This is a genomic window from Bacillus sp. KH172YL63, from assembly GCF_011398925.1.
Taxonomy (GTDB): Bacteria; Bacillota; Bacilli; order Bacillales; family Bacillaceae_B; genus Rossellomorea.
The window spans coordinates 2,544,088-2,566,061 of the sequence record NZ_AP022842.1 but is presented as its reverse complement, the minus strand read 5'-3'; the positions used below and the strand labels follow the sequence as shown (position 1 = coordinate 2,566,061).

Here is a 21,974-nt window from a genome sequence, read left to right as displayed (position 1 = left end):
ATAGTGAGTGTCAGGGGATGATCCCCTGACACTTTTTTTAGCGTTTCGTATTTGCCCGCTTAGCGGCATCTTCCAGCTTGCCCTTTGGTTCAGCGGCGAATTCAGCATCGTGTGAAATACCTTGTGGATTTACGCTGTTGGCATTCTTACCTTTATTCTTATTGTTTCCTTTTGTCATGAGTGTACCCTCCTTGATGGTGTTGTTTATATTTTGCCTTTGTTCCTTGCAAATATGCCATGAGACGGGACAAAGTAGGACACACTATCTGATAGGAGGTGTTAGGGTGAATAAAGGTATACTCACAGCATTAATCAGCATTTGCCTCGCTCAAGGTTTGAAGATCCCTCTCCATTTCTTGAAGAAGAAGGAATGGAAGCCGGAGTTGTTCTTCCAGACAGGGGGGATGCCAAGCTCCCACAGTGCGGGAGTTGCTTCCTTGACGACATTCATTGCCCTTAAAAGAGGGGTGAAAACCGTTGATTTTGCTCTATCCTTCATCTTTGGGTTGATTGTCATGTATGATGCACAGGGCATTCGCAGGCAAACAGGCGAATTGACCCTGAAAGTGAACAGCCTGGATGAACTGGTTAGTAAAGCCCATGAGCATGAATCAGTTGAGTTTGAAGAGAAGAAACCGAAAAGATTGAAGGAAATGCTTGGGCACCAGCCGGAAGAAGTCGTCGGTGGTGCAGTTCTGGGCTCAGTCCTGGGATTTATCGCTTATGTGTTTTCTAAGAAGGATGGGCTAGGCAAAAGAAAAAATTTTCTGTAAGATAAGAAGAGACAAAGTGGCGATAAGGTGAGGAGAAGCGTGAAAAAGACAACCGAAGAATTTCTCATACATTTAGAAAATAAGGGGTTTAAATTTCAGGAAGATGCAATCGGTTTTATTTATTTTGGGAAAAAATATACAGATGCGCCGGATGAGCTGGTGAACAGCGCGATCGAAATTACATTGAAAGCCCAAAAACAGTTTGACAGCAGCTTTTACATGTCGATTCTTGAAAGACTTCATTCACAACAAATATCTTCAAGGAAAGATGCTTTGAAATGGATGGAAAAACAGGGGTTGGCGTAAAACCTGCAGGCATAAAGGAAATCCGGACAGTCATTCAACAGGTGAATGTGTTCGGATTTTTTTATGCCAAAGACCTGTGTAAATCGTGACCTGAACGTCCTTACTCTTTGCTATATCCAGGTCAGGACAGGAGAAGAGTGCTGACTGGACGATGAAAAATGACGCCCCCATATGAAGGCGTCATTGAGTAACGATCCATCTGCCAAATGGCTCAAAGAGATCCGTCTTCATTCATATGGATGGCTTTGCGGGCCAGCTCATCCGCTGCTTTATTTTCCTTGCCCGGTATCCATTTAATAAAGAAGAGGTTGATTTGGGCTGTCATTTTCAATATGTCTTCTAGGAGTGGTTTGTACTGCCGGTTCTTCACAAATTCTTTTTCAACCGCCTGAACGACTGCTTGTGAATCAGTGCGAAGCCAAACGGTAGCGTCTTCTTTTTCCAAACATATCTCCAGTGCCCGTTTACATGCGGTGAATTCGGCCTCATGATTATCCATCACACCTAATGGAATGGCATACGTTTCCACATTTCCGTTCATTTTCAGGATGATGCCGGCTCCGCTAAGACCGGGATTTCCGGCACTTGCTCCATCAATATTCACTTCTATCATAGAACTTCACCTCTCATATAACGTAAGAATATTAATATAGTAGCATATATTGGTTTATACATGGACAGTTAGTTGAACAACCTAATCAGCATCAGCCATCGGGACTTCAGGACAGAAGGTCAGCCATTCATTGTATAAAAGGAATAAGGAGTGGTAAGATGATTCATAAACTGTTAAAGAAAGTATTCAGGAAATGGGATTTGGTTTATTCAACTCAGGATGTAGGCGAGTACGCCACGATGAAAGGAAGGCTTATGCAGAACGGTGTGGAGCATAAAACGAAAACCATCAGTTCTGGGGGAGGAGAAGGAGGTGGTTATGGCTATGCCAGCACCTACCAGCTTTATGTGCCTAAAGAGGATGCCCATAAAGCGAATAAAGCGATACACCATTCGAAATAGTCCCATCCGACTAATTACATTCCCTGAAACCGTTGTTTGGAGGGAAATGTTGGCGGTTTGACCAGGAAGGCATCCTTTTATGAATGTAAACACAGCGTATGTTCGAAGGGGAAAGACGGGTCGAGCCGCTCTGAAATCGGTAAGTCCTTATCAATAAAATCACGCACGTCAAAGGAGTTTATGGCGATGGAAATGAAAATCAAATTTAAATACGCAAGTAAAACATCTTCTGATATTTGGTTTGAATCCGACTTCTTTCCGAGAAAAGAAACGATGATCCACGTTGACGACCTGATGAAAACCGGGAGAGTCTCTGATCTTGAAATCATCGATGAAATGGGAAATGCCTGGTCGAGAAAGGAATTCATCAAGCTCAATCAGGAGCTCGAGAAAGAGCCGGAAAATATCGTTGTATATTTTGATGGGGGATATGATAAAGAAACTCAGCTTGCAGGTGCCGGTATCGCTGTTTATTATGATAAAGGCGGGGAATCTTTCAGAATCAGAAAAAATGAACGCCTAGAGGAAATCGAAAATAATAATGAAGCAGAATATGCAGCTTTACATATTGCCATTGGTTTATTGGAAGAAATCGGCGTGAAAAATACACCTTGTACGATCAAAGGGGATTCACAAGTCGTACTCAAACAGCTTGAAGGGGAATGGCCGTGTTACGAGGAAGGTTTAAACCGCTGGCTCGACCGGATCGAAGCACGGATAAAAAAATTAAGGCTGAAAATCAATGTAGATGTACTGAACCGCAAAGATAATAAAGAGGCAGATAAGTTGGCCAATCAAGCATTGCAGGGGGTTCAGGTGCACAGTCACAAACGGATAGAATAATTTTTCCTCAGTCTATATATTCTATAAATAACATCGTTGGTTTTAACATGGGAGTGATAAAATGAACCGCAGGGAAGTGGTTGATAAAGTGGATGAGCTTCTGGATACTTACTGTCATGACTGCCTGATTAAAGTTCATTTCAGGAAAGAGTACGGAAAGACATACGCTCACCGCTTTTGTATAGAAAAATGCACCGTAGGGGAACAAATCCGTTCCTACGGAGAGATATTGAATGAAACAAAAGGACATCCGTCCCGGAAATAGCCGGGACGGATGTCCTTTTTGTCTTGCATATATTGGTGACCGATTATAATTTAACTACGTTTTCTGCTTGTGGTCCGCGATTTCCTTCGACAACATCGAAAGAAACATCCTGACCTTCTTCTAATGACTTGAATCCTTCACCTTGGATTGCTGAGAAGTGTACGAAAACATCGTCTCCGCCTTCAACTTCGATGAATCCGAATCCTTTTTCATTGTTGAACCATTTTACTTTACCGTTTTGCATGTTCTAATCCTCCTAAATCGTTCAAGCACGTATGTGCCTTGGGAAATATTATCATGAAATGAAGGAGGAAATAGGTATATGCTCCATCATTTCGATGATGATTTAACTATACAATATGGAGATTTACCAGTCAACATTACACCATTGTTTAAGGCTGTTTTCGTAAACATTGTGGCTTCTAGACAAGCGAGATGCGGTTGATTGCAGCGAGAATCAACCATTGAAGATGAAAACCAAAAATTCACTGGATTAATTCATCTTCTGAATAGTGGTGATCACCGTTATTCAAGTACACTGACCTTGATTCATTGCTATGACAACCCTAGTCTTAAATTACCGAAGATGCTCACATTAACGTCTAATATTAGCAACAATCTATCCGAAAAGAGCGTTTTTTAAAAGAGAATATTTAAATAATTTAGATTATGTGTTGACAAATATTGAGTAAGGAAATAAAATTTGCACTAAGGAAACTTTTATATATTAGTAAAAAATATATTGCTAATGTAAAAAGAAGTGAACACATATAATATTTATGAATAGGGTAAATACAAAATGGAATGGAGAGAGGATTGCATATGAATAAGAGACTGATGGTAATGGTCGGAATGATCATCATATTGACTGCCGGGCTAATTCTAGGGGGATGCGGCAACGCTCCTGCAAATACTTCCGGCGACAAGGTGAAGGTGACGACAACGATCGGGCAAATTGGTGACGCTGTAAAGAATATCGGGGGAGAACATGTTGAAGTACAAAGCTTGATGGGACCGGGAGTGGACCCCCACTTGTATAAAGCGAAACAATCTGACATCGGGAAACTTCAAGAAGCAGATATCATATTCTATAGTGGTCTCCATTTGGAAGGTAAAATGCTTGAAATTTTCGAAAAGATGAATGAAGAGAAACCGACCTATGCGATTGCCGACAGTATCCCAAAAGAGATGCTGAGAAAAGATCAGGCAGACAAAACAGCAACCGATCCACACGTATGGTTTGATATTGATTTGTGGAAGATTGCATTGGAGCAGGTTAGGGATGGTTTGATTGAAATGGATCCAGACAACAAAGAAGATTACATTCAAAACACAGAGGCGTACTTTGCTCAATTAGATGAATTAAAAGCATATGCGCAAGATGAATTATCAAAAATTCCTGATGAACAAAGAGTGCTTGTGACAGCTCACGATGCATTCAATTATTTCGGTGCGAAATATGACCTTCAAGTAATGGGGTTACAGGGTCTGAGTACGGATGCCGAGTATGGCTTGGCTGACGTTCAATCACTTGTGAATACACTTGTTGAACGCAATATCAAATCAGTATTTGTAGAGTCGAGTATCTCGGAGAAATCCATTAATGCCGTCATTGCGGGCGCCAAGGACAAAGGACATGATGTCGTGAAAGGCGGAGAGTTATTCTCTGATGCAATGGGGAAAGAAGGCACAGAAGAAGGAACATATATCGGGATGTACAGACATAATGTCGATACAATCGTTAAAGGATTGAAGTAATCGATCGGAGGGGAAAGTATGAACTCAGTTGATGTTAAAGGGCTGACCGTGGCTTATCACAGGAAGCCGGTATTGATGGACGTCGAGTTTTCAGTGCCGAAAGGAAAACTGATCGGGATCGTTGGACCAAATGGGGCCGGAAAGTCAACGCTGATCAAAGCGACCCTTGGCTTGATCCCCCGCTCTTCAGGCGAGATCAAAATATTTGGCGAAGCTTATTCTCCCAAAAGTAAATTGGTCGGATATGTGCCCCAGCGTGGTTCTGTTGACTGGGACTTCCCGACAAATGCACTTGATGTGGTCTTGATGGGAAGATACGGTCACTTAGGATGGTTTAAAAGACCGTCTAAAAAAGACACAGTGTTTGCCATGGAGTGCCTTGAAAAAGTGGGAATGACCGAATTTGCTTCAAGGCAGATCAGTCAGCTGTCAGGTGGCCAGCAACAAAGGGTTTTCCTTGCAAGGGCGCTTGCCCAGGAAGCACAAGTATATTTCATGGATGAGCCATTCGTCGGTGTGGATGCAGCGACTGAAAAAGCAATCATATCATTACTGAATGAATTAAAAGAACAGGGAAAAACGGTCCTGGTGGTCCATCATGATTTACAAACTGTGGGCGAATATTTTGATTGGACGATGCTGCTTAACCGGAAGACCATCGCATATGGTCCGACGAAGGAAGTCTTCAACGTTGAGAATCTGCAGTTGACTTATGGAGGACGCCTGTCTTTCCTTGAAAAGGACCAAATGTTTATTCATCCGTAGAAAGAGGTGAGTGAGATGAATCATATATGGCAATCGATATTACATGACGGCAATACACAATGGGTATTGCTCAGTACATTACTATTAGGTATTGCAAGTGGTGTGTTAGGCAGTTTCGCCCTATTAAGGAAACAGAGCCTGATCGGGGATGCCGTTGCCCATGCAGCGCTCCCCGGCATATGCTTTGCTTTCATGTTCATAGGTGAGAAAAACTTCTTTGTACTCTTGATAGGTGCAGCAGCCACGGGACTCCTTGCAGCTTATACAATACAGCTTATTACGAATACAACCAGAATTAAGGAAGACACAGCCATTTGTCTTGTTTTATCCGTCTTCTTTGGTTTGGGGATCGTCCTTTTAACAAAGGTTGCCCAGATGCCGACCGGCAATCAGAGCGGCCTTGACGATTTCATCTTTGGTCAGGCGGCATCCCTCGTAGGGAGGGATGTACAGCTGATGGGCTTGACCGCAGCTGCATTGATCATCATTACGTCTGTGCTTTTCAAAGAATTCAAAGTAAGTACGTTTGATCCCCAGTTCGCAAAAGGGATCGGACTTCCAGTCGGATTTCTAAATTTCTTATTCATCTCCCTGCTGGTCATTACCGTGGTGATCGGCATTCAGGCAGTCGGGGTCATCCTCATGGCTGCAATGCTGATCACACCGGCAATCTCAGCCCGGTATTGGACCGATTCATTAAGGGTGATGGTACTCATATCAGGCGTGACAGGCGGCTTGTCCGGTGCAGTCGGGACTTTGATCAGTACGATGGGCAGAGGCTTATCGACAGGCCCGTTCATTGTATTGACAGCGACTGTCATATTCATCGTTTCCATGCTGTTTTCCCCTAAAAGGGGCTTGATCTCTGTCATGATTCAACGATCTAAAAACGATGACCGCCTTGCTCTGAGGTTTGTACTGAAAATGCTTTATCAATCAGGTGAAGCGATCAGTAAACAGCGGGTAGCAGAGAGGTGCAATGTATCCACACTCAGATTCAATCGTGTAACAAAAGCATTATTGAAGAAAGGGTATGTGGAAAGTGCAGAAGGGAAATGGACGTTAACCAAATCGGGGTCGATGAGAGCGGAGCAGATCTCGTTTGTGGATGAGATCATGGAGCTGAAAGAAATGTACCCAAGTGAGTTAGGTTCCCTAGATGTCAGGTGGCTTGAAAAAGAAGAAAAAGAAGTGGTGTCAAATGAGCATCTCGCTCACTTGCGATTGAAAATGTCGGACATTTACAAGCAATATCCTTTCTTGAATTTAAACATCCGGACAGGGAGAGGAGGGGCAGGAATATGAGTTATGAATTATGGATCCTGCTTACCGGTAGCCTGGTTGGTTTATCCTGTGGAATTGTCGGTTGTTTCCTGATCCTCAGAAAGATGTCGATGCTCGCTGATGCCATCAGCCATACCGTTCTCCTTGGATTGGTGATGGCCTTCATCGTGAGCCAAAGTATGAATGGTTTCTATATGTTGATCGGTGCTGTTATAGCCGGACTATTGACCACTTTTATCGTTCAGTTATTACATTCGAGCGGTATACAGGAGGACGCGGCGATAGGAGTTGTATTTACATCTCTGTTTGCAGTAGGTGTGATCCTCATTTCATTGTTTGCCAAGAACGTCCATTTGGATGTAGAGCACGCATTGATGGGGGAAATCGCCTTCGTTCCCTGGAATACACTTTCACTGCCGGTCATAGGCGATATTCCCAAATCCGTCGTGATGCTCGGTTCTGTATTGATCCTTGACCTGTTGATCATCTTCCTGTTATTCAAGGAATTTAAATTGACATCCTTCGATCCAAGTATGGCAGCGGCAATAGGGATACCGGTACTTGTGGTCCATTACATCCTGATGGGTCTCGTGTCGGTGACGACCGTTTCCGCTTTCGATAGTGTCGGGGCCATTTTGGTGGTAGCAATGCTCATTGCACCTGGAGCGACAGCGTATTTGATGACTGACCGATATAAAATGATGCTTCTTCTAAGCGGCCTGATTGGCGTGTTTGACAGTATCATCGGCTATTATGGGGCAAAGATTTTCGATGTGTCCATATCTGGGGCAATGGCTGTTTCGGCGGGGGTTGTATTCTTCCTTGTTTGGATGCTCTCGCCTAGATACGGTCTCTTATCCAGGTTCCTCAATCAACGCCTGACAGAAGAGTAAAAAGATGCCTGGGTTGTATTCATTCTGTACTTATAGTAAACTTTTAATGATATTTATGGGAATTTGGAGGGTACAGAATGCCTACACCAAGTATGGAAGATTATATAGAACAGATTTATATGTTAATTGAGAATAAAGGTTATGCCAGAGTATCGGATATCGCAGAAGCTTTATCTGTCCATCCCTCCTCAGTTACGAAAATGGTGCAGAAATTAGACAAGGATGATTACCTCATCTATGAAAAATACCGTGGGCTTGTCTTGACTCCAAAAGGAAGTAAAGTAGGAAAACGTTTAGTTTACAGACATGAACTTCTAGAGCAGTTCCTTCGCGTCATTGGGGTGAAAGAAGAGCATATTTATGAAGACGTAGAAGGGATCGAGCATCACTTAAGCTGGGACTCAATCGACCGAATCGGTGATCTAGTCCAATTTTTTGACGAAGAAAAGAAGCGGGTAGATGCGCTCAGAACGATTCAAAACCGCAGTGAATAGCAACCTGAGTATTGAAATTGAGAATGGCATAATGGCCAAAAGGACTTTCAGCTTTGACTGAAAGTCCTTTTTCGGCATGTGCAGGCTGATTAGAAAATGGTCGGATAATCCTGAAAACCACCTTCAAGCCCTGAATTGGTCAATTCTGTTTCTCCCCATTCATTTTCGTTCAACGACACCCCATGCAGAATCCCTTCAGAAGCTTCCAACACAGCTTTTCTATAGGAAATGATACGGCCTGAAGACGTTTGGAAACTGATGATATCTCCATGATAATTTCTTTGCACCTTCGTAATTTCCTCCATGTTTCATCACCTTTCATGTCATGGTTTAGCTATAGTATGGACAAATTGATGGAGATGCATAACGAAAAGGTTCGCTGGTTTCAATAATCTGTTTTCGCACTGGTTGCTATTATTAATAGTGGTTAATGTGAGCATCTTCTGAAATATAAGACTGTGGAATAAGGGAATTACCATAGCAATGAATTAAGGGCAATGTACTTGAATTATGTTGGTTACTACTATTCAGAAGAAGAATAAGCAGTTAATTCAGTGTATTTTTGGTTTTTATCTTGGATGGTTGATTGGAGTGGAAGAGGCTCACCGCCATCCCCGCGGAAAGCGAGCATCTCTCGCTGCAATCAACCGCATCTCGCTTGATTAAAAGCCACAATGTTTACGAAAACAGCCTTTCATGAAAAGCCCTCTTGCCACAGGGGAAAGGATTCCATAGACTGAATGTAAGTGGAATTTTAATTTAAAGGGGGAGGATCTATAGATGAGTCAATCAGAATGGCATAATAGTGCAAGAACACGCTGGGAGGACAATGCAGAAAACTGGCATGGGAAAAGCGTGGAAATGTGGAAGGGAGGAAGCAGGAAGTCAATCATCCCCTTCTTTTGCAAACATATTGCAGAAGGCAGCCAGGTTGCAGATTTAGGCTGCGGTGATGGGTATGGCTCTTTTCTTCTATATGAAAAAGGGTATGACGTGACAGGGATGGACTTCTCTCAAAACATGGTAGACATTGCGAAGCAACATGAGCGGGAGAAGTTGTCGTTCGTACAGGGTGACTTAAGATCTCTGCCTTTTTCTGACGGAGCCTTCCATGCCGTGATGGCGATCAATTCCATCGAGTGGACGGAAGATCCCTTACATACTTTAAACGAAATCGAGAGGGTTGTGTCTCAGGAGGGGTTCATCTGTATCGGTCTCTTAGGGCCGACAGCACACCCCAGGGACAATGCCTATCCACGCTTGCACGGTGAAGAAGTGATCTGTAACACGATGATGCCGTGGGAACTGGAAAAGCTGGCCGGTGAAAAAGGATGGAAAAAAATCGATGAATCGTGGGTGTATAAAAAAGGAGTGAGCGCTCCTCTTACAGAAGGGCTCACCAATGAATTGAAGCAGGCCTTGACGTTTATGACTTTATTCATGTTCCAAAAATGAACAGGCGGGTGAATCCTCTGGTTTACTTCAGATCATCGTAGAAGCAGTAAATTGTAATAAATGATTTATTGAGAAATTGACAGAAACATTATATTGTAAGAGTACAAACATAGTATAAATGCCAGCAAGGATACACCCATTTTTATGTACATTTGAATCCATAAATCCAATAGTTAGAAGGTGGCTTTCATGACGACGACAAAGAAACAGGTAGCATCTGATATTACCATTGCCCAGCAATCATCCTTGAGCCCGATCGTAGACATAGCAAAGAAAATCGGTCTGACCGAAGATGATGTCGAGCTTTATGGTAAATACAAAGGGAAAATATCCTTTGAAGCAATACATAAATTGAAAGATAAACCTGAGGGGAAATTGATTCTAGTGACTTCCATCAACCCTACCCCAGCCGGAGAAGGAAAATCCACCGTCACGGTAGGCCTCGGCGATGCACTGAACCAATTGGATAAAAAGGCGATCATTGCCATGAGGGAGCCTTCACTCGGACCGACGATGGGAATCAAGGGGGGAGCGACAGGCGGCGGGTATTCACAAGTATTGCCGATGGAGGATATCAATCTTCATTTCACAGGTGATATCCATGCCATATCGACTGCGAACAACGCATTGGCAGCGCTCATTGATAATCATATGCATCAAGGAAACGCCCTGAATATCGATCAGCGGAGGGTGGTATGGAAACGGGCCGTTGATATGAATGACCGTGCCCTCAGGCAAGTGATCGTCGGTCTGGGAGGACCTTTACAAGGGGTGCCAAGGGAAGATGGCTTTGATATCACAGTCGCATCTGAAATCATGGCTGTCTTGTGCTTATCTCAAACGATCGAAGAATTGAGAAGCAGGCTTGGACGAATGGTCGTCGCTTATAATTTTGACAAACAACCGGTAACCGTTGAAGATCTCGGTGTCGAGGGAGCACTGACACTATTGTTGAAAGATGCGCTGAAACCAAACCTCGTACAAACGATCGAACATTCCCCTGCACTCATTCACGGTGGTCCATTTGCCAATATCGCTCATGGCTGCAACAGTATAATGGCGACAAAGACTGCTTTGAAATTAGCAGATTATGTGGTGACTGAAGCAGGATTCGGAGCTGACCTTGGGGCTGAAAAGTTCCTGAATATCAAATCCAGGGCCCTGGACGTTGCGCCGGATGCGGTCGTCCTTGTTGCCACCGTACGGGCGTTGAAGATGCACGGCGGGCAAGGGAAAGCAGAGCTTCAGGAGGAGAATCTCCAAGCACTCCAAAAAGGCTTGAACAACCTGAAAAAACATATGGAAACATTGGAAGCGTTCAATGTGCCGTTTGTCATTGCGGTCAATCGATTCGTATCAGACAGTGACCAGGAAATCGAATTGTTGATAAAATGGTGTGAAAACCAACAGGTCGAGGTGTCACTCACTGACGTATGGGCTCAAGGAGGCAAGGGAGGAGTCGATTTAGCTCAAAAAATCATAGAGAAAATCGAGAACAATACGAAGGAATTCAAACCTCTATATGAATTATCAGATTCCCTCCAGTTCAAAATCGATACCATTGCCAAGAAGGTATATGGTGCGAGCACAGTAGATTATACGGTCAAAGCAAGAAAGCAATTGGAGCAGTTTGAAGAGCAGGGATGGGGCGTCCTTCCCGTCTGTATGGCGAAGACCCAGTATTCCCTGTCTGATGATCCGGGCAAACTCGGCCGTCCTGCAGATTTCACCATTACGATCCGCGAATTGAAGCCGAAGATCGGTGCAGGATTCATCGTCGCTATGACAGGTGAAGTCATGACCATGCCGGGACTGCCTAAGAAGCCTGCCGCATACGGTATGGATGTGGACGAAAAAGGCAGGGCCATCGGATTGTTTTAACATGTTCGAAAGAAAGGAGAGAGGATGACATGTTTGATCCAACAGCCTTTGATAATTTAAAGGTCGTGTTCGAAGGGGCAGTGTATGACCTTGATCTTTCTGGTGACATACAAATACTCGATCGCAAGGACCTCTTTGACTTCGCTCATTATGACCGTTGCTATCAGATCCGCTATTCACTGCCGTACAAGAAGTCCATTTCGGTCGCATTTCATTTGAAGGCGGATATGGGCCATTTTCTTGCAGAAAGGAACATGATGACTGAAAGAAATACGGCTGGTGCCGAAATCCTCATCGTCTATAAAGGAAATGAGGCATTGAAATCTGCACGGAGAGGCCTTGAGGATGTATGGGGAGACGATAAACAGTGGGAATGGAAAGAGATTTACTCTTCCAAACATCCCACTTCCCACGAAGGGACGCTGAGCTTCAACAGAGTCATCACTGAAGAGATGGTTGATGACGTCCTCCAAATGATTTCATTTTCGGTTGATACGATGCAACAGCTTGACCGAAACAACTTCTAGTGCCGATCAGGATTCATATACATATTAAAAAAGGAGAATGTGCATGAAAATTGCCTGGGTAACGGATAGTACAGCGTATGTGCCAGAACTTACAGAGAACAGCAGCATCTTTATCGTGCCGATGATCATTCTTTTTGGCGAGACTGAGTTTCGTGACGGGGTGGACCTGTCCCCTGACCAGTTGTTTGCTAAAATGAAAGCGGGGGCAGTGGAGGTCAAAACTTCACAGCCTTCTATCGGCACATTCAAAGAACTATATGAACAATTAGCAAAAGAATACGATTATATTTTCTCCATCCATGTATCGTCCCACTTCAGCGGAACCTATTCATCGGCCACTCAGGCTGCGGCTCTCTTGAGTGATACCATCCCGAATATTGTCTGCATCGACTCGAAGATCCTTTCTAATCCACTGACAGAGTTGATTCATTACGGACAAAAGCTGGAGGGTGAAGGGAAAGATCCTTCCTATATCAAACAAGCCATCGAAGAGAGGGTATCCTCCAGTGAAACATATGTGATGGTGGGAAGTTTGGAGCAGCTTCATAAAAGTGGAAGGATGGGAGGCCTTTCTTTCTTCCTCGGAAGTGTCTTGAACGTAAAACCTATGCTGGCGATCGAGGATGGAAAACTTGAAGTGAAAGATAAGGTGAGAAGCATTAAAAAAGGGTTGAGCAGCATGGAAACCCGTTTGAATCAAGCAATGAAAACGAAGCGGATCACAAAGGTCTCAGTCCTCCACGGGTTAAACCGGGATGACGCACTGGAATGGATCGACGAACTGAAAAAGGAATACCCGGACGTTGAGTTTGGGGCATATCCCCTCGGTGCGGTCATCGGCGTTCATGCCGGGGCGGATACAATCGGGATAAGCTGGTATGCAGAAGGAGAATGAAATAGTGAAGGAGGGGGCTGAAGAGTGCTGCACCCCTCCTTTTTATTCTGATAAAGAGCAAGTGTTTGCTACAATGGAGAAAAGGTGAGTGTATGGAACAAAAGAAATTGAATGATGTAATACATGTCTTGAAGAAGGAATACCTTGGTGAGTCAACGGGCCACGACTGGTTCCATTTGGAACGTGTACGCAAACAGGCATTGAGGATTGCAAAAGAAGAAGGGGTCCAACATACATATATCGTTGAACTGGCTGCATTATTGCACGATGTGCCCGATGAGAAATTTGTAGGGAAAGAAGAGGGGGAAAAGAAGCTTGACGGTATCTTATCCTCTCTTTCTTTAACGGACAATGAAATAAATGTATTGAAATCCATCATTTATTCGATATCTTATAAAGGCGGACATGAAGCAAAACTGACTTCCCTGGAAGCGAAAATCGTAAGGGATGCGGACCGGATTGATGCGATCGGTGCGATCGGGATCGCGAGGACTTTTGCATATGGTGGAAAAAAAGGTCAGCCCTTATATAACCCCGATTTAGGTGTGAGGGAAGAGATGTCCCTTGAAGAATACCGACATGGTGAAAGCTCCAGCATCCATCACTTTCATGAGAAATTATTGAAGCTAAAAGACTTGATGTGTACGGAAACGGGCAGGAGACTGGCAGAAGAACGCCATGATTTCATGCTTCAATTTCTGGAGCAATTTAATAAAGAATGGAATGGTCAGGAATGAGAATGTTAACAGCTGAAAATCTTTCCAAAACTTATGGAGAGAAAACGCTATTTAAAGATATATCATTTTCCATTACCGAAAAGGAGAGAGTTGGCCTGATCGGTGTGAACGGTACGGGAAAATCGAGCCTATTGAAGCTGATAGCGGGTATGGAGGATTATGATGGAGGAGAGATATCCAAGCCAAACGACTATCATATTGCCTATCTTCAGCAGGAGCCTGCATTCGATGGAGACTTGACCGTGATTCAGCAGGTGTTTCGCGGTGAAGCAAAGGTCATCCAGGCCATGAGGAATTATGAGCTTGCCCTGATGAAAATGGAAGAGAGCCCAAATGATCCAACCGTTCAGGATGAACTGTTTGAAGCTCAAAAACAGATGGACATCCACCATGCATGGGATGGGAGTGCAAATGCAAAATCGATTCTGATGAAACTTGGAATCGAGGATTTTTCAAAAAAAATGCACGAGTTATCCGGCGGACAGAAGAAGCGTGTCGCTCTTGCCGGGGTTTTGATCGAAACACCGGATTTATTAATATTGGACGAGCCGACCAACCATTTGGATTTTGAATCCATCAAGTGGCTGGAGGATTATTTAGGGAAGTATAACGGTTCTGTTTTACTTGTGACCCATGATCGATATTTCCTCGATAGAGTAACCAATCGCATCTTTGAACTTGATGGGGGCAGCCTCTATTCCTATAAAGGGAACTATGCCTCATTCATCGAGGCGAAAGCATCCCGTGAGGAGGCGGAGCGCCAGCTATCAGAAAAGCAGCAAAATCTTTACCGAAGAGAGCTTGCCTGGATGAGGAGGGGCGCAAAGGCCAGGACGACGAAACAGAAGGCCAGAATCCAGCGTTTTGAAAGTCTGGAGGATAACATGTCAGCGGGACCTTCATCAGGACAGGTAGACATGGCGATCGGCGGGAATCGTTTAGGAAAGCAAGTATTTGAGTTTAAACATGCATCCAAAACGTTCAACGATACATGCATTTTGAAAGATTTCTCCTTCCTCATCAAACCTAAAGACCGTATCGGGATTGTAGGCAGGAACGGAAGTGGAAAATCCACTTTCCTCAATCTCCTGACCGGAAACGATGAACTCACAGGCGGGGAATTGTTGACCGGACAGACTGTCAATGTAGCGTACTATACGCAAGGCCATGAGGAACTGGATGAGTCCATGCGCATGATTGAATACCTACGGGAAGCGGGAGAATACGTCACCACCGATAAGGGAGAGCAGATTTCCGTCACATCGATGCTTGAAAGGTTCTTATTCCCAATGAGCACGCACGGTACACTGATCCGGAAATTGTCCGGCGGTGAAAAAAGAAGGCTCTTCTTACTTAAGCTGCTTATGACAAAACCGAATGTCCTGCTGCTCGATGAGCCGACAAACGACCTAGACACTGAAACCCTTACCGTTCTTGAAGACTACATCCAGGAATTTTCAGGTGTCGTGATCACCGTCTCCCATGATCGGTATTTCCTGGACAAAACAGCAGAGCAGCTGCTTGTTTTCAACGGGGATGGGGACATTGATATGTACTTCGGTGAATACACAGAATACCTTGAAAGAAATGCATCGAGAGGTAAAAAGCAAGCGGCAGAAAAGAAACCGGATCCTTCCCCTGTCAAGGAAGTGAAGGAGAAGGAAAAGAAACGTCTGTCATATATGGAAAAAAGAGAATGGGAAGAAATCGAAGATAAGATAGCCGGTGTTGAAAAGAGAATCGAAGAAGCCGATGAAGAACTTCAAAAGGTCGGAAGTAATTTTGAAAAAGCCCAGGCGCTGATGTCGGAAAGTGAAAGCCTCAATGAAGAGCTTGAGAGACTGATCGAAAGATGGACATATCTTTCTGAATTTGCCGAATAAGCCTCTTCATTTAAGGCCAGACGCATCCTGTGTTAGAATGGGATGTATATGAAGTGTGTTAAGAAAGGGGTAAATGCAATGAGAATCGTATCGATTGAACCTACTCCTAGTCCGAATACGATGAAAGTTCTTCTTGATCAGGAACTGAAAGCTGGGAAAAGCAACAATTATAAAAAAGATGCGGCAGAAGGTGCTCCTTCTGTCATTCAAGACATACTTGCCATTGAAGGAATCAAAGGCGTCTATCACGTCGCAGATTTCCTTGCTGTCGAACGGAATGCCAAGTTTGATTGGCAGGAACTTCTTCCACAGGTTCGAAAAGCCTTTGGTGAAGAGTCAAGAAATGTACAGTCGAAATCGGAGATGGAAGAGCATTTCGGTGAAGTGAATGTTGCTGTCCAAATGTTCAAAGGGATCCCTATGCAAGTGAAAGTAGCCGACGGGGAGGAAGAAAAGCGTTTCTCACTTCCAGCACCATACCTGGAAGCAATCGGTCACGCCCAGCAAGAAGGGGATAATGTTGTTCTTCTCAGGAAGTGGAAGGATTACGGAGTACGCTATGGTGACCTTGACGAGATCGGACACAATGTGATGGAAGAGTTGATTGCAGCATACCCTGCGTCCAGACTCGCCTTACTTGTTGAGGAGTCGAAAAAGCCTGCCGATTCGAAAGGTCCGCTCATTTATAAGAAAAAGCACAAACTGAATATGGCAGACTTGGAGGCAGAGGATTGGCAGACACGTTATCAGAAACTTGAGTCAATGGATGATCCAACTCTTGCCGACCTGCCTCTTCTTGAAAAAGCACTTGAAGATGATAAAGTCTCGATCCGCCGCTTGGCAGTGGTATATTTAGGAATGATAGAGGATGAACAGGTCCTTCCCCTTCTATACAAAGGGCTTCAGGATAAATCGGTCTCTGTAAGAAGGACGGCGGGAGACTGCCTTTCTGATTTAGGCTTTGCGAAAGCGGCACCTGCAATGATTCAAGCATTGCAGGATAAAAGCAAGCTTGTCAGGTGGCGTGCTGCCATGTTCCTTTACGAAGCTGGGGACGAATCGGCCCTTCCCGCTCTGAAAGAAGCCGAAGATGATCCTGAATTTGAAGTGAAGCTGCAGGTGAAGATGGCAATCGAACGGATTGCAGGCGGAGAAGAAGCGAAGGGCTCAGTTTGGAAACAAATGACTGAAGCCCGGGGAACAAATAGATGACAGAAGGGATGAATGAGAATGTCAATGGCATATGAGGAATACATGAGACAATTGGTAACACCGATGAGACAAGAATTGACACAGGCAGGCTTTAAAGAACTTGTGACTGCAGAAGAAGTAGTGGATTACATGGAGCAGGCGGAAGGGACGACACTGGTTGTTGTCAATTCTGTATGTGGATGTGCAGCAGGACTGGCAAGACCGGCGGCTACACAGTCTGTTTTGACCAACGAGAAAACACCTGATCACCTTGTCACCGTATTTGCCGGGCAGGATAAAGAAGCAACGGCAAAAATGAGGGAATACTTTGAGGGATTCGAGCCATCCTCCCCATCGATGGCTTTACTGAAAGGGAACAAAGTCGTCCATTTCATTCCCCGTGAAGAAATTGAAGATCAAGACATTGCTTCAATTATTGCCAACCTTGCAAAGGGTTTTGATGAGCACTGTTAAGATAAAGTCAACAATGAGAAACGGATGGCATGGCTGTCCGTTTCTTTTTTTTTGGGCTCTTTCGTATAGATTGTTGGTATTATTAGACGTTAATGTGAGACTGACTGTGTAATGAAAAACTTCCATAGCAATGAATCAAGGGCATTGTACTTGAATGACGTTGATCACTATTTTTCAGAAGAGAATAAGTAGTTTATACAATGAATTTTTCGTTTTTATCTTCAATGGTTGATTCTCGCTGCAGATGCTCGACTCCTGCGGGAACTGATGGACAGTCCGAAAAGCGGAGGCGGCTTGTTCAGCCCCGACAAGCATAAGATGAATGGGCTGTGAAGGCGGTCTTTGCCTTCATGGACCATTTAGCTTATGACCTCGAGGGGCTAGCCGCCGTAGCTAGACAGGTGAGACCCCGCAGGCGAAGCCGAGGAGCTCTCGCCATCCCCGCGGAAAGCGAGCATCTGGAGCGGAAATCAACCGCACCTCGCTTGTCTAAAAGCCACAATGTTTACGAAAACAGCCTTTTTTAATACAGCCATGCAGTAACACGCTATGCATGAGTTCCTCCATTCCATTTGATTAAGACGGGCAAGTTCAACCGCAGGTGGTATGAGAAGTAGAAGCCAAGCAGCAGGCTCTTATGGTAGGATAGAGAAAATGATAGAATGTCCGTATTCGGACGATTAAAAGGAGAATGAATTTAGTGTTTGTTACAACATGCGGGAGAGCAAATCAAGAAGTCATCGATCGGGCGCACCGGGCTGCAGAAGAGCTTTCCTTAACATATATACCGAGAAAAAAAAGATCGATTCGCCATCATATGTCCATGCACGATCAGGACTGCATGGTGATTGGGAAAGAACGACTGGAACTTCATGTGAGAGAAGAAGGGACCGAGCCTTTTTTCTTCCATCCCAATTCTGCTTCTTTCCGTATTAAACGACTCATTCGCGGTGAGAAGGATCCATTGATTGAGGCGGCTGACCTAAAAGAGGGGATGAGCTTTCTCGACTGTACACTCGGCCTTGCTTCCGACAGCATCATTGCAAGCCATATCGTCGGTGAAAAAGGAAAGGTGATCGGCATTGAAGCAAATCCATATATTTCATATCTTCTTGACCAGGGACTGCAAGACTGGATGTCCCCCCTTCGTGAATTGAATGATGCAATGAGAAGGGTTGACGTGATCAATGGGAAATTTCAAGAAGAGCTTAAAAAGTTCCCGGATGATGCATTTGATGTGGTGTACATGGACCCTATGTTTGAAGAAGCGATCACGGAATCTCACGGAATCAATCCCATCAGGAAGTGGGCAAGTTATGCAGGTATCACTGGAGAGGGGATTGAAGAGGCGAAGAGAGTCGCGAAAAAGAGGGTCGTATTGAAAGAGCATTATCAATCTCCATTATTCGAAGAAATGGGGTTTGATGTATTAAAAAGGCCGTCCGCACAATTTCACTTCGGCGTCATTCGATTAGCTCACTCCGAGTGAAGATAGGCGACGGATCTTTCAATTCATGAAAAAAATCCGAACGGTTGCGATTTCCCTCAAAGAATCTCGCATGACCGTCCGGATTTTCCTGTTATAGCACTTGTTATATCAATCAGTAAAGCCAAGTACGATAAAGTAACCCAAAAGCAGTATGTATCCGATATTGATCATGATTCCAGTGTCCATCGGGATAGCCTCCTTGCAAAGTATTGTCATTTATATACTACCACATAAAGATTTTTATATCCTACAAAAAAATGAAACCTTTTTCACTTTTTATTCGTAGGAAGTAGTATAATAATAGACGTAATACATAGGAAAGGACGTTATTTATGTCAATCTGGCTCAAAAAGTCGTTTTTTGTTATCCTATCGATCCTGACATTCGGCCTTGTTTCTCCATCTCAAGCCTTTTTGAATGAAGAAAATCATGCACTTGCCAAAAATAATGGCAAGCCTGCTTCTTCGATGGAATCTTCTTCAGAAGAAGTAAGGGAAGAAGAGTCTGTCCTATCTCGGGATGCTTTCATTGAAACGATGATCATACAGGCAGAAAAAAATGCATATGAAAAGTTCGGGACAAAGATCAAACCTGTCATTGAAGACGAATTCAAATCATTGATCCTGCCAAAAATCGAACAAGCCATCATGGATACAGCTGTTCAGTATCCAGACAAAGACTTATCGTCACTGACCATTTCCGAAGTACCCCAATATGCCAAAACGGAAAAAATCTTTCATATTTACGATGAGAGAACCGGTGAAGATGTCATCCGGTTTCACGTAAGAAAGGACCATCCGCCTAAGGACGGGTACTACTTTAATTTCCATTACCATACTGCACAAGATCAATTTCAGGCTCACCATGATCTTGGGAGCATTTATTGGAATAAAAACACCCCTCCTCAATGGAGAAGCGTTTCTTGATAGAGCTTAATTCATGAATATACAATCTACTGATAATGCGAGTACAATCCCTGTACTTGCTTTTTTTATTTCTGGATACCCTGAAAAATAGAAGCAGATCCATTGCAGCTGGAAACAATCATGCCTAAATGGCCCTCTATCATTATGTTAAGATAGTAATATACGAACACGATGAACGGGAGGACCACGGCTTGAAACGGATATCCATCATATTTGTCATCTGTGCTACAATTCTTTTAATATGGACCAGAACGAAAGCGGAATACGGCGGCATCCCCTTGAAACACTCCCCATTGAAAACCCAATTAATCCTTCAATCCACACACGCATTGGAAAACATTATCTTATTGCCGGAAAGCCCATTTGATCAGGAAGAGGCAAAAGATATGATCAGCCGTCTGGACCATATTCCGCCTAACCTGCTGGAGGCTGCTGACAGGCAGGAAATCAAGATAAGGTTTTTTCAACAGCAGTTAACCGATTTCTCTACAACAAGCCACTTGAAAGGTGTCACACCAAGAGGGTACACAAATGAAAATATCACCTGGGATAATGTTCCCGGAATCGGCGGATCAAAGCTTGTATTAGTGAAGATTGGTCATAGTGAAAAGGGGAATGGACACGGTTCCTGTAATCTTGAACTTCATGAGCTTGCCCACAGCATTGACAGGTATGTGCTGGCAGACCTCACCTATACGCTCGAATTTTTGCCAATCTGGAAGAAAGAAGCTCCACTGTTATTTCCCGCACAACCTTATTTCCACCAATACGAAGCAGAATATTTTGCTGAAGCGTTCGCCATGTTTTACCTGAATGGAGAAACCAGGAATCTTTTAAAAAAGAAAGCGCCGGCAACGTATCGATTTTTCACCAATCTATAACATGCAATGTATGCTTTTGTTTGAGAGTTTTTTACGAATGCTCTCTAGAACTTTCCTGCTATCTTTAGTAAAATGATATTGATTATCGGTGAGAGAGGGTGGAATAATTGAAACATCAAGAATATGGATACCTTGATATGTGCCGTTATATTCTGGATAATGGTTCGAAGAAAGAAGATAGAACAGGTACGGGTACAAAATCCATCTTTGGTTATCAAATGCGCTTTGATCTAAATGAAGGCTTTCCATTGTTTACAACTAAAAGTGTCGCATTTCAATTAGTTGCCAGTGAATTATTATGGTTTATTAAAGGTGATACGAACATCAGGTATCTGCTTCAACATAATAATAATATATGGAATGAATGGGCTTTTAAAAAGTGGGTGGAAAGTGATGCGTATGACGGTCCCGATATGACTGATTTCGGCATCAGAAGTCAAGAAGATGAAGAGTTTAAAGAGTTATATAAAGAACAGATGAAGATATTTAAGAAAATGATACTTGAAGATGATCAGTTTGCAAAAGAATTTGGTGAACTTGGTCCTGTATATGGAAAACAATGGAGAGACTGGGAAACTGCCCGCGGTGAAACAATTGACCAATTAAAAGATGTGGTAGAGCAAATCAAATGCAACCCGGATAGTAGAAGACATTTAGTAGTCGCATACAATCCAGGAGAGGTCTCAGGTATGGCGCTTCCTCCATGTCATAGTTTGTTTCAATTCTACGTATCTGATGGGAAGTTAAGTTGTCAATTATATCAGCGTTCCGGAGATGTATTTATTGGGGTGCCGTTCAATGTAGCAAGCTATTCATTGTTGACCCATTTAATCGCCCAGGAATGTGGTTTGGAAGTAGGGGAGTTTATCCATACGTTTGGAGACGTGCATATTTATTTAAATCACATAGAACAAGTTGAAACCCAATTGAAACGTGAACCAAGAAAACTTCCAACATTAAAATTAAATGCCAACAAACAGTCAATTTTTGAGTTTGAAATGGATGACATCCAAATAGTGGATTATCATCCTCATCCAAAAATAAAAGGACCAATTGCTGTTTAAGAAAAAAGGTTTAAGGGGAACTAACCCTTAAGCCTTTTTCAGTTTTCGTATTCAAGAGAAGGAATGTTTGTCGAGCATGTCGAATGATTGAAAGTTAATAGTTATATCCTTCAGGCTAAAACACAAATGATCCTGCAGGGATTGTAAATTTGAGGTTTAGGCACTTTTAGCATAGG

26 protein-coding genes are annotated in these 21,974 nt (G+C 43.5%); 22 read left to right on the top strand and 4 right to left on the bottom strand.

Features of this window, described 5'->3' with window-relative positions; translation table 11 throughout:
• Positions 1–37 precede the first annotated feature (37 nt).
• On the bottom strand, positions 38–178 hold the full coding sequence (locus tag KH172YL63_RS13115; protein ID WP_173106526.1) for a small, acid-soluble spore protein L: 141 nt from the start codon (positions 176–178) through the stop codon (positions 38–40).
• Positions 179–284: 106 nt separating this feature from the next.
• On the opposite strand from KH172YL63_RS13115, the gene KH172YL63_RS13110 reads away from it, so the two are divergent.
• A complete protein-coding gene (locus KH172YL63_RS13110) occupies positions 285–773 on the top strand; it encodes a divergent PAP2 family protein (RefSeq protein ID WP_173106525.1) in 489 nt (162 codons plus the stop codon).
• Between the two features lie 39 nt (positions 774–812).
• Complete coding sequence (locus KH172YL63_RS13105) at positions 813–1,079, top strand: DUF6123 family protein (RefSeq protein ID WP_232066024.1); 267 nt, start codon at positions 813–815, stop codon at positions 1,077–1,079.
• Between the two features lie 211 nt (positions 1,080–1,290).
• Here the strand turns inward: KH172YL63_RS13105 and KH172YL63_RS13100 are convergent, their stop codons facing one another.
• The gene (locus KH172YL63_RS13100; protein WP_173106523.1) at positions 1,291–1,692 is read right to left on the bottom strand and encodes a reverse transcriptase-like protein; all 402 of its coding nucleotides are present in this window, start codon (positions 1,690–1,692) and stop codon (positions 1,291–1,293) included.
• A 158-nt stretch (positions 1,693–1,850) separates the two neighbouring features.
• On the opposite strand from KH172YL63_RS13100, the gene KH172YL63_RS13095 reads away from it, so the two are divergent.
• The 3 genes from KH172YL63_RS13095 (at position 1,851) to KH172YL63_RS13085 (ending at position 3,201) form a co-directional block, all read left to right on the top strand.
• A complete protein-coding gene (locus KH172YL63_RS13095) occupies positions 1,851–2,093 on the top strand; it encodes a hypothetical protein (protein WP_173106522.1) in 243 nt (80 codons plus the stop codon).
• Between the two features lie 186 nt (positions 2,094–2,279).
• Entirely contained in the window at positions 2,280–2,936 is a 657-nt protein-coding gene (locus KH172YL63_RS13090) for a reverse transcriptase-like protein (RefSeq protein ID WP_173106521.1), read from the top strand.
• Positions 2,937–2,997: 61 nt separating this feature from the next.
• Positions 2,998–3,201 (top strand): zinc-finger domain-containing protein, encoded by a 204-nt coding sequence (locus KH172YL63_RS13085; RefSeq protein ID WP_173106520.1) that lies wholly within the window; start codon positions 2,998–3,000, stop codon positions 3,199–3,201.
• A 43-nt stretch (positions 3,202–3,244) separates the two neighbouring features.
• Here the strand turns inward: KH172YL63_RS13085 and cspD are convergent, their stop codons facing one another.
• Entirely contained in the window at positions 3,245–3,445 is a 201-nt protein-coding gene (cspD, locus tag KH172YL63_RS13080) for a cold-shock protein CspD (RefSeq protein ID WP_173106519.1), read from the bottom strand.
• A gap of 578 nt (positions 3,446–4,023) precedes the next feature.
• On the opposite strand from cspD, the gene KH172YL63_RS13075 reads away from it, so the two are divergent.
• The 5 genes from KH172YL63_RS13075 to mntR all read left to right on the top strand — a co-directional run bounded on the left by KH172YL63_RS13075 (position 4,024) and on the right by mntR (position 8,395).
• On the top strand, positions 4,024–4,959 hold the full coding sequence (locus KH172YL63_RS13075; RefSeq protein WP_232066023.1) for a metal ABC transporter solute-binding protein, Zn/Mn family: 936 nt from the start codon (positions 4,024–4,026) through the stop codon (positions 4,957–4,959).
• 18 nt (positions 4,960–4,977) lie between these two features.
• Complete coding sequence (locus KH172YL63_RS13070; protein ID WP_173106518.1) at positions 4,978–5,724, top strand: metal ABC transporter ATP-binding protein; 747 nt, start codon at positions 4,978–4,980, stop codon at positions 5,722–5,724.
• Positions 5,725–5,739: 15 nt separating this feature from the next.
• The gene (locus KH172YL63_RS13065) at positions 5,740–7,029 is read left to right on the top strand and encodes a metal ABC transporter permease (protein WP_173106517.1); all 1,290 of its coding nucleotides are present in this window, start codon (positions 5,740–5,742) and stop codon (positions 7,027–7,029) included.
• Entirely contained in the window at positions 7,026–7,901 is an 876-nt protein-coding gene (locus tag KH172YL63_RS13060) for a metal ABC transporter permease (protein ID WP_173106516.1), read from the top strand. The genes KH172YL63_RS13065 and KH172YL63_RS13060 overlap by 4 nt, the downstream gene beginning before the upstream one ends.
• 77 nt (positions 7,902–7,978) lie before the next feature.
• Positions 7,979–8,395 (top strand): transcriptional regulator MntR, encoded by a 417-nt coding sequence (gene mntR / locus KH172YL63_RS13055; protein WP_173106515.1) that lies wholly within the window; start codon positions 7,979–7,981, stop codon positions 8,393–8,395.
• An 89-nt stretch (positions 8,396–8,484) separates the two neighbouring features.
• On the opposite strand, the gene KH172YL63_RS13050 is transcribed toward mntR, so the two are convergent.
• Positions 8,485–8,700, bottom strand: coding sequence for a DUF3892 domain-containing protein (locus KH172YL63_RS13050; RefSeq protein ID WP_173104250.1), 216 nt, complete (start codon positions 8,698–8,700; stop codon positions 8,485–8,487).
• 475 nt (positions 8,701–9,175) lie between these two features.
• Between KH172YL63_RS13050 and KH172YL63_RS13045 the strand changes: the two genes are divergently transcribed.
• The 12 genes from KH172YL63_RS13045 to KH172YL63_RS12990 all read left to right on the top strand — a co-directional run bounded on the left by KH172YL63_RS13045 (position 9,176) and on the right by KH172YL63_RS12990 (position 21,798).
• A complete protein-coding gene (locus tag KH172YL63_RS13045) occupies positions 9,176–9,850 on the top strand; it encodes a class I SAM-dependent methyltransferase (protein WP_173106514.1) in 675 nt (224 codons plus the stop codon).
• 189 nt (positions 9,851–10,039) lie between these two features.
• Complete coding sequence (locus KH172YL63_RS13040; protein ID WP_173106513.1) at positions 10,040–11,731, top strand: formate--tetrahydrofolate ligase; 1,692 nt, start codon at positions 10,040–10,042, stop codon at positions 11,729–11,731.
• A 29-nt stretch (positions 11,732–11,760) separates the two neighbouring features.
• A complete protein-coding gene (locus KH172YL63_RS13035; protein WP_173106512.1) occupies positions 11,761–12,258 on the top strand; it encodes a hypothetical protein in 498 nt (165 codons plus the stop codon).
• Between the two features lie 43 nt (positions 12,259–12,301).
• Positions 12,302–13,153 (top strand): DegV family protein, encoded by an 852-nt coding sequence (locus KH172YL63_RS13030; RefSeq protein WP_173106511.1) that lies wholly within the window; start codon positions 12,302–12,304, stop codon positions 13,151–13,153.
• A gap of 92 nt (positions 13,154–13,245) precedes the next feature.
• Entirely contained in the window at positions 13,246–13,890 is a 645-nt protein-coding gene (locus tag KH172YL63_RS13025) for an HD domain-containing protein (RefSeq protein ID WP_173106510.1), read from the top strand.
• On the top strand, positions 13,887–15,773 hold the full coding sequence (locus KH172YL63_RS13020; protein WP_173106509.1) for an ABC-F family ATP-binding cassette domain-containing protein: 1,887 nt from the start codon (positions 13,887–13,889) through the stop codon (positions 15,771–15,773). The genes KH172YL63_RS13025 and KH172YL63_RS13020 overlap by 4 nt, the downstream gene beginning before the upstream one ends.
• Before the next feature lie 78 nt (positions 15,774–15,851).
• Positions 15,852–16,985, top strand: a complete 1,134-nt coding sequence (locus tag KH172YL63_RS13015; protein ID WP_173106508.1) for a conserved virulence factor C family protein — start codon at positions 15,852–15,854, stop codon at positions 16,983–16,985.
• An 18-nt stretch (positions 16,986–17,003) separates the two neighbouring features.
• Positions 17,004–17,438: a BrxA/BrxB family bacilliredoxin gene (locus tag KH172YL63_RS13010; RefSeq protein WP_173106507.1), complete on the top strand. Its 435-nt coding sequence runs from the start codon at positions 17,004–17,006 to the stop codon at positions 17,436–17,438.
• A gap of 700 nt (positions 17,439–18,138) precedes the next feature.
• Positions 18,139–18,927, top strand: coding sequence for a class I SAM-dependent methyltransferase (locus tag KH172YL63_RS13005; protein ID WP_173106506.1), 789 nt, complete (start codon positions 18,139–18,141; stop codon positions 18,925–18,927).
• A 332-nt stretch (positions 18,928–19,259) separates the two neighbouring features.
• Positions 19,260–19,853, top strand: coding sequence for a YpjP family protein (locus tag KH172YL63_RS13000; protein ID WP_173106505.1), 594 nt, complete (start codon positions 19,260–19,262; stop codon positions 19,851–19,853).
• Between the two features lie 191 nt (positions 19,854–20,044).
• Positions 20,045–20,734 (top strand): anthrax toxin lethal factor-related metalloendopeptidase, encoded by a 690-nt coding sequence (locus KH172YL63_RS12995; RefSeq protein WP_173106504.1) that lies wholly within the window; start codon positions 20,045–20,047, stop codon positions 20,732–20,734.
• A 107-nt stretch (positions 20,735–20,841) separates the two neighbouring features.
• Positions 20,842–21,798 (top strand): thymidylate synthase, encoded by a 957-nt coding sequence (locus tag KH172YL63_RS12990; protein ID WP_173106503.1) that lies wholly within the window; start codon positions 20,842–20,844, stop codon positions 21,796–21,798.
• Positions 21,799–21,974: the final 176 nt, after the last annotated feature.